Below are 15,582 nucleotides of genomic sequence, written 5' to 3'. Positions count from 1 at the left end.
CCGGTCTCGACGAGCCCGATGACCGCGCCGACGCCGACGACGGCGAGCGCGCTCGCACGAAGCGACACGACCGCGACGCCCGCACCGACGAGGAGCGCGACGCCTGCGAGGACGAGGTTGCGGGCACCGAGCCCGACAGCCGTCTCGAACAACACAAGCGCAACCGCCAGTTGCACGCCCCGGACGACGGACTGACTCAACAGGTGGTCGATGCGGGTCAGGAGGCCCGCCGAGCCTGCGACCAGCAGGACTGCTCCCACGAGCAGGCCGGCGGCCGCCAGCCCGGACGCCGACAGCGAGCCAGCGATTGCCAGTGCTGCCAGCGCCTTCATCGGCTCGACGGACACGGGCACGCCGTACTGGAGACCCCACACGACCTGGGCGACGCCGAACCAGACGAGCACTGGCGCGAGCGCGACGTCGGAGAGCGCGGCGAGCGCGACCACGACCGGGACGACCGTAACCGAATCCCCTACCGCGCCGGTCACGTCACCGGGGAGTTCGAGGGCCGTCGTCCAGACCGCGATTCGCTCGGAAAACGCCATTGTAAAGCGTGACGGACGCGGTAGTGAAGAAGCTGGCGCGTGCCTCCCCCCGGTTCACCCACGCTCCACGATGTACCGTATTCCGGTTACTCCTCGCTCTCCGCAGACCTGTCCTCGTCGGACCGCCGCCCGACGTCCACCTGGTAGTGCTGGAGGATGTCACGGCCGAGCAACAGCGGGTAGTCCATGTGGCCGCGGTCTTCCAGGGACGCCGCGACGGTGTGCCGGTCGCCCGCGACGCCGACGACGATGTCGACGACGGGCCGGGCCTTCCCGGATTTCATGCTTCCCGAGCGCACTTTCGTCATGGACTTGATGGGGCCGGCCCCGATGTCGGCGGCGAGACGGGTGTCGATGCTCGTCCTGGAGGCGCCGGTGTCGGACTTCGCGACGATGCGCTCCGTGCCGCTCGTCCCGGAGATGAGCACGTCCTCGGTGTACCCGATGGTAGTCGTCTCCTCGGTCGCCCGCCGTGGTTCCGTTTCGACCGTGGAGGGGGTGGAGTCGTCGAGCGTCTCCGCGAGCGCATCGACGGTGTCGTCGTCGACGTTGCCGCCCGCCGTCTCGATAGCGAGTTTCGCGATGTGGGGGGCCGGACTGACGCCGGTCGCCTCGAACAGCCCTTTGAAGCCCGCCGTCGGGTTCACTTCGAGGAGGTGCCAGCCGTCCGTCCCCTCCACGAGGTCGACGCCCGCGTAGTCGAGGCCGACGGTTTCCGCGGCCTCCAGGGCCATCTCCGCGGCGTCCGACGGGAGGTTGTCGACCCCCTCGACGGACCCGCCGAGCGCGACGTTCGTCCGCCAGTCGTTCTCCGGCGCGTACCGCCGCATCGTCCCGACGATTTTGTCGTCGACCACGTAGACGCGCAGGTCGCGGTGTTGATTGCTGTCGCGTTCGACGAGTTCCTGGAGGAACGCGAACCGCTCGCCGACCCGCGGATTCACCTGTTCGTCCGCGCGGATCTTCCACGTGCCACCGCCGTGGGTGCCGATAGCGGTCTTGTAGACGACCTCGTCGCCGTACTTCTCCTTCTCCGCGTTCAGGCGGTCGGCGTCCAGCGCGAGGGTCGCGTCCGGCAGGGCGACGTCGGACCCGACGAGCGCCGTCGCAGTGGCGAACTTGTGGAACGCCGTGAGCACGTTCTTCGGTCGGTTCAGCGTCGGCCGGAGTCGGCTCAGTGACAGCGCGAGGCCGAGCAACTCCGCGGGGTGGCTGGTCTTCGAGAGTAACAGCCGGTTCGCGATGACGTCGACGTTCGGGTCGAGTGTCGCGTCCCCGTCCTCGATGTCGACGCAGATGTTGTCTTCGCGCAGCCACACGCCCGAGTGCCCGAGGGCCTCCACCGCATTCAGAATCGCTTTCGTCTCCTTGCTGTTGTGGAGGCTGAGTACACCCACAGTAACCGAGTCGTCCATTCTCGGAAGGCACGAACGGCGGTGACTAAATGGTGCCGATGCGCGAGTGCGTCTGCCGCGTTGTTTTATGCACTCGCCGACAACGACACGCCATGACTGACGGGGCGTTCACGTACAACGGCGGCCGGGTGGACCCCGGCGAGCGCGCTGACATCCGGTACAGCATCAGCGAGACGTACCTCGGCGACCCGGTGCGCGTTCCGGTGTCCATCGTCAACGGCGACCACGACGGCCCGACCGTGTTCCTGTCGGCGGCGTCCCACGGCGACGAACTGAACGGCATCGAGGTGGTTCGGGAGGTCGCCCACGAGTGGCCCCACACAAATCTCCACGGCACGCTCGTCTGTATGCCCGTGTTGAACGTGCCCGGGTTCGTCACACAGCAGCGGTACCTCCCGGTGTACGACCGCGACCTGAACCGCTCGTTCCCGGGCAACGAGTCGTCGACGAGCGCGAAGCGGATGGCCGCTCAGATCTTCCGGAACTTCGTCGAACCCTGCGACATCGGGCTGGACTTCCACACGTCGACGCGAGGCCGCACGAACATGCTGCACGTTCGCGCTGATATGGCTGACGCGGCCGTCCCGCGACTCGCGCGAGCGTTCGGCTCCAACGTCATCATCGACAGCGAGGGCTCGTCGGGGACGCTCCGACACGAGGCGACGGAGGCCGACGTTCCGACGATCACCGTCGAGATGGGGGAGGCCCATCGGTTCCAGCGGTCGCTCATCGACCGCGCGCTGGACGGCGTGGCGAGCGTGCTCGCGGAGTACGGCGTCTATCCGACCGAACCCGTGAACTGGCCGGGCTGGCGAACCATCGTCACCAGCGACCAGAAGACGTGGATTCGGGCGGACGACGGCGGCCTCGTGGACATGCACCACGAGCGCGGCGACCTGGTCCACGAGGGCGACGTCATCTGCACGATATCGAACCCGTTCAAGACGGACGTCGTGACCGTCGAGGCGCCGTTCACGGGACTGCTCGTCGGGAAACTGGAGAATCCAGTGGTCTACCCGGGCAATCCACTGGTCCACTTGGTGGAACTGGACGAGCGAACGCGGCGCGCGTACGAGCGCAACCGCTCCGGGACGATGCCGGAGCGCCCCGGGTAGACCGGGCCCCGACGCCCACGCTGTGGTTACTGCTGTTCGCTGCCCCGTGCTCGGGTCGACCGTCGGGGAAGACCCGCACAATCGAACATCGCAGTCGGCGCCGGTGGCACGATTCTGGAGTTCTGACGCCGCCGCGACCCCCGACTGTGATTCGACGCGGGCCGGATTCCGCCAGAAAGCGTCAATTCCTGCTGGCGCGCGACGCGCCCGTGTAGTAACTTCTATGTGCGGAGGGACCACACCTCCCGAATGGTATGAGTCAGTCGTACGACCGAGGCCTCATCGAGGACTTCGGCCGGTGGCGGGAGTTCACGGCCGGGATGTGGGCCTGGGTGTTTCACAAGTTCACGGGGTGGGTACTCATCGGGTATCTCTTCACCCACATCGCCGTCCTGAGTACGTCGCTCCAGGGCGCGGAAACGTTCAACAGCACGATTCAGGGCCTGGAGAGCCTGGCGCTCGTCAGGCTGCTGGAGGTCGGCCTGCTCGCGGTCGCCGTCTTCCACATCCTGAACGGCATTCGGCTGCTGTTCGTCGACCTCGGTGTCGGCCTCGAATCGCAAGACAAGAGCTTCTACGCGTCGCTCGTGTTGACCGGCGTCATCGTCGTCGCGAGCGTGCCGACGTTCGTCTCGGGGGCATTCTAACAATGGCAGAACGGTACTCCTCGTTCCGGTCCGGATCGACAGCGTGGCTGCTCCAGCGCATCACCGCGGCGTTCCTCGTGGTCGTGCTGGCGTTCCACTTCTTCAATCTCCACTTCGTCACGCACGCCGCGGACATCGAGTTCGCGGGCAGCCAGGCGCGCATGCAGAACGTCGGCTACTTCGTCACGATGGTGCTGTTCCTCGTGACGGCGACGTTCCACGGCGTCAACGGCATCTACAACGCGCTCGTCAATCAGGGCATCGAGGGCAACGCGAAACGCGCCGCACAGGTCGTGCTCGGCGTCGCAGGACTCCTGCTCGTCGTGCAGGGGATTCGGGTCGCAATCGCGCTCGCGGGGTTCTAACATGAGTACGCAGACACCGGACACCGAGACCGAATCCGAGGCCGAACAGCCATCGTCCAAGCCGCACCACGAGCGGCGGCTGGCCGAGAAACGAGAGCGCGCCGAAACGAAGGAAGCCGAGCGCGCGGCCGCCGCCCAGGATATCAAGGGCGAGACGGTCGAGCTGAAGGTGTTCCGCTTCGACCCCGAGATCGAGGGCAAGGAGGAGCCACGGTTCGACTCCTTCACGATTCCCTTCGAGAAGGGGATGACAGTCCTCGACGCACTCATCTACGCCCGCGACCAGTACGACTCCAGTCTCACGTTCCGGCACTCCTGCCGGCAGGCGGTCTGCGGCTCCGACGCGTTCTTCATCAACGGCCGCCAGCAGCTCGGCTGCCAGACGCAGATGGCGGACCTCGACTGGCCGGTCCGCGTCGAACCGCTCCCCCACCAGGACGTCGTCAAAGACCTGGTCGTGGAGATGGACCACTTCTACGACCAGATGGAGGCCGTCGACCCGTTCTTCGACCCAGACGACCTCCCGGAGGGCGAACTCGAAGAGCAGCGCCAGTCGCCCGAGAACCGCGAGAACATCAAGCTCTCGACGCGCTGCATCTGGTGTGGCGCGTGCATGTCCTCCTGTAACATCGCCGCCGGCGACAACAAGTACCTCGGCCCGGCGGCCATCAACAAGGCCTACCGGTTCTACATGGACGAACGCGAGGGCGAACAGAAGCGACAGGAACGCCTGGAGATCATCGAGCAGGAACACGGCGTCTGGCGGTGCCAGACCCAGTTCTCGTGCACGAACGTCTGTCCGAAGGACATCCCGCTCACCGAGCACATCCAGGAGTTGAAGCGAGAAGCGGTCAAGCAGAACCTCAAATTCTGGTAATATGTACGAGCACGACGTAATCGTAGTCGGCGGTGGCGGGGCGGGGCTCCGCGCCGCGATCGCCGCCCACGAGGAAGGCGCAGACGCAGCAATCGTCACGAAACTCCACCCGGTGCGGTCGCACACGGGCGCCGCGGAGGGCGGCATCAACGCCGCGCTCCGCGAGGGCGACTCGTGGCAGGACCACGCCTACGACACGATGAAGGGCGCGGACTACCTGAGCGACGCGCCCGCCGTCGACACGTTCGCGCAGACCGCGCCGGACGAGGTCATTCAGCTCGAGCACTGGGGGATGCCGTTCTCGCGCGAGGAAGACGGCACCGTCAGCCAGCGGCCGTTCGGCGGCCTGTCGTTCCCGCGGACGACGTACGCGGGCGCCGAAACCGGCCACCACATGCTCCACACGCTCTACGAGCAAGTCGTCAAGCGGGGCATCGAGGTGTACGACGAGTGGTACGTCAGCCAGCTCGCGGTCACCGACGAGGACGACCCGAACGAGCGCGACTGCCACGGCGTCGTCGCATGGGACGTCCAGAGCGGCGAGGTCGCCGGGTTCCGCGCCCGCGACGGCGTGATTCTCGCGACCGGCGGCCCCGGGCAGGCGTACGACCACACGACGAACGCCGTCGCCAACACCGGTGACGGCGTCGCCATCGCCTACCGCGCTGGCGTCCCAATGGAGGACATGGAGATGGTCCAGTTCCATCCGACGACGCTCCCGTCCACGGGCGTCCTCATCAGCGAGGGCGTGCGCGGCGAAGGCGGCATCCTCTACAACAGCGAGGGCGAGCGGTTCATGTTCGAGTACGGGTATGCGACCAACGACGGCGAACTCGCGTCCCGCGACGTCGTCGCGCGCGCCGAACTCACGGAAGTCGCGGAGGGCCGCGGCGTCGAGGACGAGTACGTCTACCTCGACATGCGTCACCTCGGCGAGGAACGCATCACCGACCGCCTCGAGAACATCCTCCACCTCGCCCGCGACTTCGAGGGCGTGGACGGCCTCGAGGAGCCGATGCCCGTCAAACCCGGCCAGCACTACGCGATGGGCGGCATCGAGGTCGACGAGCACGGCGAGACGTGCATCGACGGCCTCTACGCCGCCGGCGAGTGCGCGTGCGTCAGCCTCCACGGCGCGAACCGCCTCGGCGGGAACGCGCTCCCGGAACTCATCGTGTTCGGCGCTCGCGCCGGCCGCCACGCGGCGGGCGCGGACATGCCCGAACCGAAAATCGAGACGGGGCCCGACCCCGACGCCGAACGCGAAGACCTCGGCGTCCCGCTCGGCGAACCGAGCAGGGCCGAAGCCACGACTGACGGCGGCACCGTCGAGCACCCGGACAGCGACCCCGACGCCGTCGTCGAAGCGGCCGCGGACGCCGAACGCGAACGGATCGAGACGCTGCTCGAACGCGAAGACGGCGTCAATCACGCCGACGTTCGCGCGGACCTCCAGGCGACGATGACGGAGAACGTCAACGTGTTCCGGGAGGAAGCCGGTCTGAAGCAGGCCCTGGAGGACATCCAGGAGGCCCGCGAGCGCTACCAGGACGTCTACGTCGCGGACAAGTCTCGGACGTTCAACACCGACCTCCAGCACACCATCGAGACGCGCAACCTCCTCGACGTCGCGGAAGCCATCGCGATGGGCGCGCTCGCCCGCGAGGAGTTCCGCGGCGCACACTGGCGCGCCGAACACCAGGAGCGCAAGGACGACGAGTACCTCAAGCACACGCTCGTCTCCTGGAACGACGGCGACCCCGAACTCTGGTACCGGCCGGTCCTGCTCGAGGGCGACGAGGGCGCCTACGAGCCGAAAGAACGCTCCTACTGAGCGGTCCGTCTCGTTCTCGCTTTGCCGCCGTCGCGAACCCCCCGACTACGTGGGTTTCTCAGCGACCACGCGGCCAGCATGTCACGCGCTGTAACCTCCGTCGCGGCCCGCGGCGCGAAATCGGCGGTGCGCCCGGGACGCCAGCGAATTTCGCACCGCCTGCAAGCCCCTCTCCGCTGGACAGACCGTGAGCCACCCGGAGGACGCCGCTACCAACCTCGTCCCCACCGAACAGTGAGACAGGCCACCAGGTCGTGCTATCGGGTAGAGCATCCGGGCTATCGGGTTAGACTCCGAGCGCCTCAAGTACGTCGAAGCCCACGTCGAAGAATCTGACCAGACGGTACCCAAGCCAGATACCGACGATGCCCATGATGCCCGCGAGGTTCGGCGGCGCGGGAATCGGGATGCGCAGCGACGCGAACAGCGCGCCGACCAGCAGGCCGGTGACCGTCGCAGCGACGACGAAAGCCAGGTTCATGCCCCACGGGTAGCGGCGCCCACGCAAAAAGGACCGCGTTCTCGCTCAGTCGCTGCGGTACTCCTTGCGGAACCCACGGAACTCCGTGCGGTGGGCCTCCTCGTCGGCGAGAATCGTGACCGCGAGGTCCTCCGTGACCGGGTCGTCGGCCGCCTCGGCGGCGGTGATGAGCGCGCGGTACGTCTCGATTGCGTCCTCTTCGGCGTCCAGGACGCCGTCGATGACCGAGAGCACGTCCGTCGTATCCGCGGGCGGCTGGAGGCTGTGCTGGTGGGCCTCGAACTCGCCGGACGCGGGCGGCTGTTCGTCCAGTTGCTTGAGGCGTTCGCCGAGTTGTTCGGCGTGCCCGAGTTCCTCCTGGATGTCCGCCTGCAGGGACTCTTTGATCTCCTCCGCGCGCACGCCGTCGAGCACGATGGAGTTCGTGAGGTAGTTCATCACGGTCTCGATTTCGTCGCCGTACGCCTTCCGGAGCAGGCGCGTGACCTCCTCGCTACTCATACGTCTGGGTTCGAGGGCGAGACGTATAGTAGTATTTGCAGCCGCGAGGACCGGGTTCACGGCACACGGGCAGTCTGGATTTCCAACGAGTGTCCGCGGTCCCGCCCGGCCCGCATACCGACCTCCTTGCGGGCGGTCTGCATCGCGACACGTGACGCGGGAACTCGTCACGGTGTCGAGCGCGGCGTTGACTGAAGCTGTCGTCGTGCCTCCGTTCGGCCGGTCGCGGCACTATTCGTCGAATTGGGGGCTGACCTAATGATGAGGCGTCGGCTCCGCGGCGTGCGTCGGCGCGAGCGCCGTGGAGACACGGAACGGGACGCCGGAGTACTGCCACAGGACCCGGTCGATTCCCAAACCGCCGGTTTCGGACGCAAGGCTGTACCTCGAGAACTTCGAGTTCGTTCCGCCGGGACCGAGTACGGGAGCGTGGACGGCCGCGGTCTGCGCTCCGCGGTGGGGTTCTTCCCGATTCTGATGTCGGAGTGCGGGTACGCGGACATCTTCGGGTACGAGGGCCGGAAGCTCGGCGATTCGGTCGCGGACATCGACCCGTCGTGGCTCGGGAGCGCCTGACTGCCGGGATGGCTACCCGGTCCGGCCGCTCGTGGCGAGTTCCGGGGAGCGAATGCGGTCGGTCTCTCGTCTGGGTCGTCCGAATCCGGTGCGCTGGCACGCGGGCCGGCAGTCACGCGTATGGCCCGTCTAACAAACCGTGCGGTGGTGTGAGGAGGGGTACGACCCGACGAGAGCGCTCACAGGTGTGGCGGCCGAACAGTGGGATCTGCCGGCGGGGGGCCGCCGCTCGTTGCCGCGCGGTGACGGGTCGGGAAAGAATGTGACAGACATGGAAACACCAGAGACAGTCGTCGTTTTCAATCCGAACAGCGGGGACAGACAGCACGTCGAAGAACTCAGAGAGCGGGCGACCCTTCGCGGCTTCGCGCTCCGAGAGACGGCCGATGCCGGCGATTCGGTGACGCTAGCGCGGGAGGCCGCGGACACGGGGGCGTCGACGGTCGTCGCTGCTGGCGGCGACGGGACCGTGAACGAAGTCCTCAGGGGAATCGACGCGGCGGGCGCCCTCGAGAGCGTTACGTTCGGCGTCGTGCCGACGGGCACTGGGAACAACTTCGCGGACAACATCGGCGTCACGGGCATCGGACAGGCGTTCGACGTGGTGGCGGACGGCGAGCGCCGCCGAATCGACCTCGGGCGGACAGACGACGCCTTGTTCGCGAACTCCTGTGTGGTGGGCCTGACAGCGGAGGCCAGCGGAGCCACCTCCGACGAGATGAAGCAGCGACTCGGTCCGCTGGCGTACGTCGTGACCACGCTACGCGCGCTCCCGGAGTTCGATTCGCTGCCGGTGTCGGTAGACGTCTTCGAGGACGGCCGCGAGAGGACTGCGTGGTCCGGCGATGCGACGATGGTTCTCGTCGGGAACGCGCGCCGGTTCGTGTGGGGCGACGACACGCAGGCGGACGTCGAGGACGGCCTGTTCGAGGTGACCGTCGTCGAGGATCTGTCGATGGTGGACGCGATGAGTGAAACGGTGTCCGGTCGACTGTTCAGCGGAGAGTCCGAGCACGTCACGCGCTTTCTCGCACCCGCCCTCGACGTCACGATCCAGACGCCGACCTCGGCCCGGTTCAGCCTCGATGGCGAGATCCTCCAGCGGGAACTGCTCTCCCTGCAAACCGACCCGGGGGCGGTCGAGGTAGCAGTCGGGGACGACTACGACCCGGAACCCAGGCCACAATGAACACCGCCGTCCGGGGCCGCGCTGAGAGGAGAGAGCCGTGTTCGACGTAGACATCCACGCACACACCAGGTTCTTCCACTGGTCGCCGGGCGAACCGACGGCCTACGACCCGCTGGGTGCGAACCTGCTCGCGGCGGCGAGCAGGCGCAGCGACATCGACGCCGTCGCGCTCACGAACCACGATTACTACGAGCCGTTCGCCGCAGGTGCGGCGAAACCACAGTTCATTCCCGGCATCGAGGTGACGACGACGCAGGGGCACGCACTGGTCGTCGGCCCCGACCCGCCGACGCGCACCACCCCTGGAACGCTCAGCCCGGAGACTGTCGTGGCGCGAGCCCACGAGGCCGACTGCGCCGTCGTCATTCCGCACCCGTTCCGGCACGGCACCATCCACGAGAGTGGCGCGGCCTTCGACGCGGTCGAACTGAACGGCAAACACCCGCGGCGTGCCGACCGCGTCCACGAGCTAGCTGTCGACCTCGGCTTGCCAGTCGTCGCCGGGAGCGACGCGCACTATCCGTTCGAGGCCGGGCGCGCCTACACGCGAGTCGACGCAGACGAGTTGACGCCAGCGTCAGTCGTGGCGGCAATCCGCGACGGTCGGGTAGAACCACGAGTCCGCACGGGCCCGTCAGAGCGGCTGCTCAGGCAGGCCTACGAGTACATTCACTGGGCGAAGGGGAACAGCGGCCGTCGGCGGGGCTAAACTGGGCGGGTCGAGGTGAACGAGTCAGTCCTCCTGGGCGTCGTGGATGTGCTCTTTCGGCGCGCCGCAGTCCGGGCAGAACTCGGGGATGCCGTCGTCGAGGTCGTCCATCGCGCCACAGTCCTCGCAGCGCCACATCAGGTAACCTTCGCCGAAGTCCTTCCCGGGGATGTCCTCGCCGTCCTGGTTGCCGGGAGCCGTCTCGGGCGGAGACGCGTCGACGCTCGGGCCGGCGTCGAGAACCTCGACGTCGAACCCGTCCTCTGTGAACTCCTGGACGATGCCGACGACGTGGCCGTCGTCGTCGTAGACTGTGTCGCCGGTCTCGATGCTGACGTCGTCTGCGAGTTGCGATTCGTTCACGTTCGAGACTGGGTTTGCGGGACGGGTGAGTGTCCGACAGGCCGACGCAAGGCGCTCTTCTGGGGGGCGCCGAAGCCGGCGAGCACCCGGGACCCCGTCGTGGAGACTGCCCGCCGAGTGCCTATAACGATTCGTCGTCGCCGTCGTCGACCTCGTCCGGCGTCGTTCCGCCGCGGTCGGTGTAGTTGTCGCGCCCCACTGCCTCCGACCCGACCAGGTTGTAGATGGCTTGCCGCGCCTCCTCGGGGCCGGCGAACTGTTCGTCGTTCTGGTCGAGGATTCCGAGTACGTCCGCGAGGTGCTGGGATCCGCCCGGCAGGTCGATCTCGAAATCGCCGTATGCGGCGACCAGGTCCGCAGACGTCGCCGGGTAGTCGTGGGTCTCCAGTTCCTCGTCGAGCGCGCCGAGTTCGACCCCCTGCTGGCGGCTGTCCTCGCGCTCTGCCGTGCCGGCGTCCCGAGAGTCGTCGTTAGCCATGCGCCCGGCTACGAGCGCCACCGGTAAGCCAATTCCCCAGAATGGCGTTTGACGGCCCAATAGTTTCACTTTCGCCGGATTCTGGATGTGTGATGCAGTCGCCTACGACTCGCACCCGTCGGGTCGACGGAAGTACAGTCGAACCGTGACGCGGCGTCAGTCCGGCGGTAAGCAGTTCGTACCGGCACCCGGGCTGGACGGCTCACGACTGCTCGGCGGTGCGTTCCCGTAGGACGTTCTTTCACCAGATATCGCCGATATAACATTCCCCGCACCCCGGATACGTGCCGCCAGTGAGAAACCCGGCATGATAGCGACTGCTCGCGAACGACGGCCGACACGGACGACGGGGGTAGCGTGAGTTCGATCGTCGAGGTGGCCGTCCCAGCCGAAGACCTCGCACTCGGCTCGACGCTCCGCGAGGTCCCGGACGCCACCATCGAATCACTGCAGTACGCGTCCGCGGGCAGCGATCAGGCGACGTCCGAACTCGCGATCGAAGGCGGCGACCACGTCGAGGCCGCGGTCCGCAGGGATGCGACAGTCGAGTCGGTGACCGCGCTGGCGACGCTGGCAGACGAGTGCGTCCTCCGCGTCGAGTGGACGCCGCAGACCGCCCGCCGCTTCCGCGACCTGTACCCGGACGAGGGCGTCGCGCTGGGCGTGCGGGCAATCGACGGGAGCTGGTGTTTCAGGCTGTTGTTCGGTGACCGCGATGCGATGGAGGACTGGCACCGCTCGGGCGGCGAGTCCGACGTCCGGTTCGAAATCGAGTCCGTCCACGACCCCACGACCACGGTCCAGTCGCGGGACCACGGCCTCAGCGAGAAGCAGTACGAGACACTGAAGTCGGCGCTCCGGCGCGGCTTCTACGACGTTCCCCGGCGAGTGACGCTTCGAGAACTCGCCGCCGAATTCGACGTCTCCCACCAGGCGCTCTCCGAGCGCCTCGCACGCGCCCACGAGGTGACGATCTCGAACGTGGTCGCCGAGGAGTTCCCCGTCGCCCGGGTCAAGTGAGACTCGCCTCGGCCTGACGACCCACGAACTCGGGCAATGGAGAGACGACCCCACGTAAATCGTTTGCACGGACAAGGAATGGACGCAATCGTCGCGTGCGCCTCCCCGCGACTGTTGGAACGACGGGTGGCCGGTATTGGGACACGAGTTGGGACGGCGGCCCGGTTCCGACTTCGCAATGACAGTAACAACTGGAATCGAACTCGAACTGTGGGTGGTGGACCAGAACGGTCGACTGACGGACGGACGGGCGGTCGCGGACGCACACTGCCGGATCGAACCGGAGTTCGTCACGTCCATGCTCGAAGTGAAGACGGCGCCACGGGACTCGCTGCCAGCGCTCCGACGCGACTTCCACGAGATCCTCCAGACGGCCATTCGGGCGGCGCACGCGGGCGAGAAGCGCCTCGTTCCCCTCGGCACGCCGCTCACGGCCTCGGACGGGGAAACACACACTGAGCGCGGCGAACTGTTCGAGGCCATCTACGGCGACGGCGTCGAGTGCGCGAAGAACTGCGCGGGCGCACACGTACACTTCGAGCGGGACGAGACGGTCAGGCAGTTGCGGACGCTCACCGCGCTCGACCCGGCGCTCGCGCTGGTGAGCTCCGCGCCGTACTACTGTGGCACGGGCGTGCAGTCGTCGGCGCGAGCGCACGCCTACAGGCTGAAGTGCGGCGAGGAGTTCCAGCAGTTCTGTGACCTGTGGCCGTACGCCGACTGCGTCGCGGACTGGCGGGACCGGGTCGACGAGCGGTTCGCGGCCTTCACGTCGCTGGCGACGGACCGCGGCGTCTCGTCCGCGGTGGTCGCAGACCACTTCACGCCCGAGAACACCGTTCTGAACCCGGTCCGGTTGCGGGAGTGCCAGCCGACCGTGGAGTGGCGCGCACCGGACTCGGCGCTCCCCTCGCAGCTCCTGCAGTTGACCGCGGACGTCGAGGCCGTCGTCGCGCAGACGGCGTCCAAGCCAGTGGTCGTCGGCTCGCCGGGGCTTCACGATAACCGCGTCGGCATCCCCGAGTTCGAGACGCTCCGCGGCCTGAGCAAGGCCGCGATCAACTTCGGGCTCCAGCCGAGACCGGTCCGCTCGTACCTGGAGGCGTTCGGCTTCGACTGCTCGGCCTACCAGCCGCTCTCGCCGCGCATCGCCGACGGGGATTCGGTGACGGAAGCGGACGCCAGGAGCCTGTGCCTCGCTCAGGCCGACCGACTGGAGGCGGACGTCGACGACGGCCTCGCCCCGCCGTCGACACGCGACGGGCTCTTCGAGGGCGCGTAAACCCGGCTTGCGGGCGCCAATCGGTGGCTTATCCGCGTCGCCGCCGTAGCGGCCCGCCGACAGCGTCCCCTCACTTCCACGAACCTCGGGTACCTCCTGCCCGGCGTCGCGCTGCTCGTGCTCGCACTCGTCGACATCCTCTGGACGACACTGCGGGTCGACCATGGCGCTGGCCCGCTGTCGTCGGCGCTCACGACCGCGCTCTGGCGTGCGCTCCGACGGGTGGGTGGCAGCCGGTCGCGCGCCCTCCGTCTCGCCGGCCCGCTGATGCTCGTCGCGACTCTCGGCGTCTGGGTGGCGGCCATCTGGGCCGGGTGGACGCTCGTGTTCGCGGCCGGCGACGCCGCGCTCGTGTACGCCGGCAACTCCGGCGGCGTCTCCTGGACTGGCCGCATCTACTTCGTCGCGGACGCGATGTTCACGATGGGGAACGGCGACGTCTACCCGGGGTCCGGCGGCTGGCAGCTAGCGACGGCGCTGACGACGGCCAGCGGGATGCTGTTCGTCACGATGGGCGTCTCCTACGTGCTCTCCGTGGTGGGGTGCGTCTCGGAGAAGCGCGCGTTCGCGAGCACGGTCACGGGGCTCGGCGAGCCCAACGAGACAATCGTAACTCGCGGCTACAACGGGGGCGACTTCGACGACTTGCACGTGCCGCTGTCGTCGCTCGCCAGCGACCTCGACCTGCTGGCAGAACAGCACCGCTCGTACCCGGTTCTGAACTACTACCACACCGAGGAGCCGTCGCAGGCGGCCCCCAACGGCGTCGCAGTCCTCGACGACGCGTGGGACGTGACGTACTCGTCGACGGTCCGGACGACCCGGCCGTCTGAACAGCGGGCAGCCCTGTCTAGTCGAGGAGGAACGGGCCGCCGGAGGCAGTGCGGCGCGCGACAGTCGCCGTCCGGAGGACGTACGACGTCAGCGTGAGGTACGGCGCCAGCGAAACGGTGAACGACGCTGCGAGGAACACCTGTAACGGTGGCAGTCCGAACACGGAGATGCTCGGCACCCTCCCGGCGTCGATGGCGAGGATGGTCCAGGACGTCACGAGAATCGCCGGCAGGGAGATCGCGAGCAGCGTCTGGGAGAGCTCGGAGATCTCCCGGGTGTAGTACAGCGTCTTGAAGTACTCGCGGCCGGTTTCGAACAGCTCGAACGCTTCCATCAGCGCGTGGAATGGCTCCGCCTGCTCGTCGGTCATCTCGTGTCTGTGGCCGACGCCGAAGGCCTGCAGGTCGTTGACGTGCTTGGCGAAGTCCGCTTCCAGCCCCAGCCAGAGGACGCCGAAGTCCGCACCACTGACGTCATCGAGCTGGACTTCGAGTTGCTTGATGGTGGTCGCAACGTCGTCGGCGAACTCCTCGACGTTCGCGCTGATTTCTTCGTCGAGCCCGCCCGAGGCCTTCTCCAGGTCGTTCGCGCGGTGCCGGATGACGCGAAGCATCACTGTGAGGAACGCCGACGGGTTGGTCGGCGCGAATTCGCCCTCCGCGACGTGGCCGATCTCCCGGCGGAACTCCGACGTCCCCTCGATGCGCTCCCGCTGGGTAGAGATGGCAGTGATGTCGTGGGTGAGGACGATGGAGTTGATGGAGACGACGACGGACACCAGCAGGATGATGCCGCCGAGGAGGGTGTTGAGTATCGTCTGGACGCTGTTGGTCTCCGTGAGCAGCGCCTGGACTTCGAACGTCCAGGCGCGCCCGAACACGATGAAGGCGACGATAGTGAACGTGGAGAGCGCGCCGACGATGGCGCGGCGGTTCGCTTCGAGCAGCACCCACCGCACGGGGCTGAATCCGGTGCCCCGCACGGGTACGGGCACCCAGTCCCGGATTCGAGGGACGTGGTCGGCGAGGCTCATCGCCGCCCTCCCCCGGGAGCGCGCGAGGAGCGGCGCAGTGTGGGACGTACTGTGCGCTGACGGGTCATGCCGGTTCGAAGACGCGTCAACCACTTACTCGGGGGCCTTGCCCGTGCAAGCACCGTCGCTTTTCGGGGTGCTGGAGGCTGCCGTAGGCGTCAGCGCAGGTCGACGTCGTCCAGCGTCGCTGACAGCAGGCCGCCGAGGAACACGCGCTCGCCGACCGCCGACAGCGCCAGTCCGTACAGCGTCCCGAGACCGACCGCCGCGTAGGCGCGACGCGGGTCGTCGTCGCGGCGGTCCCACAGGTATCGGAAA

General features: G+C 67.5%; 18 protein-coding genes. 11 read left to right on the top strand and 7 right to left on the bottom strand.

Annotated features, from left to right (window positions below; genetic code table 11):
* Nucleotides 1-545: putative sulfate/molybdate transporter (locus GRX66_RS09480; RefSeq protein WP_201292975.1), on the bottom strand; the 545-nt coding region annotated here is incomplete at its 3' end.
* Between the two features lie 86 nt (nt 546-631).
* Nucleotides 632-1,960, bottom strand: coding sequence for a putative ATP-dependent zinc protease (locus tag GRX66_RS09475; RefSeq protein ID WP_159526339.1), 1,329 nt, complete (start codon nt 1,958-1,960; stop codon nt 632-634).
* 92 nt (nt 1,961-2,052) lie between these two features.
* Here GRX66_RS09475 and GRX66_RS09470 point away from each other — a divergent pair, with 92 nt between their 5' ends.
* The 5 genes from GRX66_RS09470 to GRX66_RS09450 all read left to right on the top strand — a co-directional run bounded on the left by GRX66_RS09470 (nt 2,053) and on the right by GRX66_RS09450 (nt 6,798).
* A complete protein-coding gene (locus GRX66_RS09470) occupies nt 2,053-3,075 on the top strand; it encodes a succinylglutamate desuccinylase/aspartoacylase family protein (RefSeq protein WP_159526338.1) in 1,023 nt (340 codons plus the stop codon).
* Between the two features lie 254 nt (nt 3,076-3,329).
* Nucleotides 3,330-3,722: a succinate dehydrogenase, cytochrome b556 subunit gene (gene sdhC, locus GRX66_RS09465; protein WP_159526337.1), complete on the top strand. Its 393-nt coding sequence runs from the start codon at nt 3,330-3,332 to the stop codon at nt 3,720-3,722.
* 2 nt (nt 3,723-3,724) lie between these two features.
* The gene (locus GRX66_RS09460; protein WP_159526336.1) at nt 3,725-4,087 is read left to right on the top strand and encodes a succinate dehydrogenase hydrophobic membrane anchor subunit; all 363 of its coding nucleotides are present in this window, start codon (nt 3,725-3,727) and stop codon (nt 4,085-4,087) included.
* Between the two features lies 1 nt (nt 4,088).
* A complete protein-coding gene (locus GRX66_RS09455; protein WP_159526335.1) occupies nt 4,089-4,964 on the top strand; it encodes a succinate dehydrogenase/fumarate reductase iron-sulfur subunit in 876 nt (291 codons plus the stop codon).
* Nucleotide 4,965: 1 nt separating this feature from the next.
* Nucleotides 4,966-6,798 carry an FAD-binding protein gene (locus GRX66_RS09450; RefSeq protein ID WP_159526334.1) on the top strand — a complete coding sequence of 611 codons (1,833 nt, stop codon included), beginning with the start codon at nt 4,966-4,968 and terminating at the stop codon, nt 6,796-6,798.
* Between the two features lie 286 nt (nt 6,799-7,084).
* On the opposite strand, the gene GRX66_RS09445 is transcribed toward GRX66_RS09450, so the two are convergent.
* Entirely contained in the window at nt 7,085-7,279 is a 195-nt protein-coding gene (locus tag GRX66_RS09445; protein WP_159526333.1) for a XapX domain-containing protein, read from the bottom strand.
* A gap of 45 nt (nt 7,280-7,324) precedes the next feature.
* Nucleotides 7,325-7,780 (bottom strand): ferritin-like domain-containing protein, encoded by a 456-nt coding sequence (locus GRX66_RS09440; protein ID WP_159526332.1) that lies wholly within the window; start codon nt 7,778-7,780, stop codon nt 7,325-7,327.
* Nucleotides 7,781-8,209: 429 nt separating this feature from the next.
* Here GRX66_RS09440 and GRX66_RS09435 point away from each other — a divergent pair, with 429 nt between their 5' ends.
* The 3 genes from GRX66_RS09435 to GRX66_RS20545 all read left to right on the top strand — a co-directional run bounded on the left by GRX66_RS09435 (nt 8,210) and on the right by GRX66_RS20545 (nt 10,254).
* Nucleotides 8,210-8,356, top strand: a complete 147-nt coding sequence (locus GRX66_RS09435; protein WP_159526331.1) for a hypothetical protein — start codon at nt 8,210-8,212, stop codon at nt 8,354-8,356.
* 271 nt (nt 8,357-8,627) lie between these two features.
* The gene (locus GRX66_RS09430; protein ID WP_159526341.1) at nt 8,628-9,545 is read left to right on the top strand and encodes a diacylglycerol/lipid kinase family protein; all 918 of its coding nucleotides are present in this window, start codon (nt 8,628-8,630) and stop codon (nt 9,543-9,545) included.
* A gap of 37 nt (nt 9,546-9,582) precedes the next feature.
* A complete protein-coding gene (locus GRX66_RS20545; protein WP_325064030.1) occupies nt 9,583-10,254 on the top strand; it encodes a PHP domain-containing protein in 672 nt (223 codons plus the stop codon).
* Between the two features lie 24 nt (nt 10,255-10,278).
* Here GRX66_RS20545 and GRX66_RS09420 read toward each other — a convergent pair whose 3' ends face one another.
* Both GRX66_RS09420 and GRX66_RS09415 read right to left on the bottom strand, forming a co-directional pair.
* Nucleotides 10,279-10,617: a DUF7130 family rubredoxin-like protein gene (locus GRX66_RS09420; protein ID WP_201292974.1), complete on the bottom strand. Its 339-nt coding sequence runs from the start codon at nt 10,615-10,617 to the stop codon at nt 10,279-10,281.
* A gap of 121 nt (nt 10,618-10,738) precedes the next feature.
* On the bottom strand, nt 10,739-11,095 hold the full coding sequence (locus tag GRX66_RS09415; RefSeq protein WP_159526330.1) for a DUF5789 family protein: 357 nt from the start codon (nt 11,093-11,095) through the stop codon (nt 10,739-10,741).
* A gap of 357 nt (nt 11,096-11,452) precedes the next feature.
* On the opposite strand from GRX66_RS09415, the gene GRX66_RS20540 reads away from it, so the two are divergent.
* The 3 genes from GRX66_RS20540 to GRX66_RS09400 all read left to right on the top strand — a co-directional run bounded on the left by GRX66_RS20540 (nt 11,453) and on the right by GRX66_RS09400 (nt 14,327).
* Nucleotides 11,453-12,115 (top strand): helix-turn-helix domain-containing protein, encoded by a 663-nt coding sequence (locus tag GRX66_RS20540; protein ID WP_159526329.1) that lies wholly within the window; start codon nt 11,453-11,455, stop codon nt 12,113-12,115.
* 178 nt (nt 12,116-12,293) lie between these two features.
* Nucleotides 12,294-13,397 (top strand): glutamate-cysteine ligase family protein, encoded by a 1,104-nt coding sequence (locus GRX66_RS09405; RefSeq protein ID WP_159526328.1) that lies wholly within the window; start codon nt 12,294-12,296, stop codon nt 13,395-13,397.
* A gap of 117 nt (nt 13,398-13,514) precedes the next feature.
* Nucleotides 13,515-14,327, top strand: a complete 813-nt coding sequence (locus GRX66_RS09400; RefSeq protein WP_159526327.1) for a potassium channel family protein — start codon at nt 13,515-13,517, stop codon at nt 14,325-14,327.
* Here GRX66_RS09400 and GRX66_RS09395 read toward each other — a convergent pair.
* On the bottom strand, nt 14,248-15,264 hold the full coding sequence (locus tag GRX66_RS09395; protein ID WP_159526326.1) for a hypothetical protein: 1,017 nt from the start codon (nt 15,262-15,264) through the stop codon (nt 14,248-14,250). The genes GRX66_RS09400 and GRX66_RS09395 overlap by 80 nt on opposite strands.
* Nucleotides 15,265-15,582 lie beyond the last annotated feature (318 nt).

The sequence above is a fragment of the Halobacterium bonnevillei genome, assembly GCF_009831555.1.
Classification (GTDB): domain Archaea; phylum Halobacteriota; class Halobacteria; order Halobacteriales; family Halobacteriaceae; genus Halobacterium; species Halobacterium bonnevillei.
This window is presented reverse-complemented; position numbering and strand designations above follow the sequence as displayed.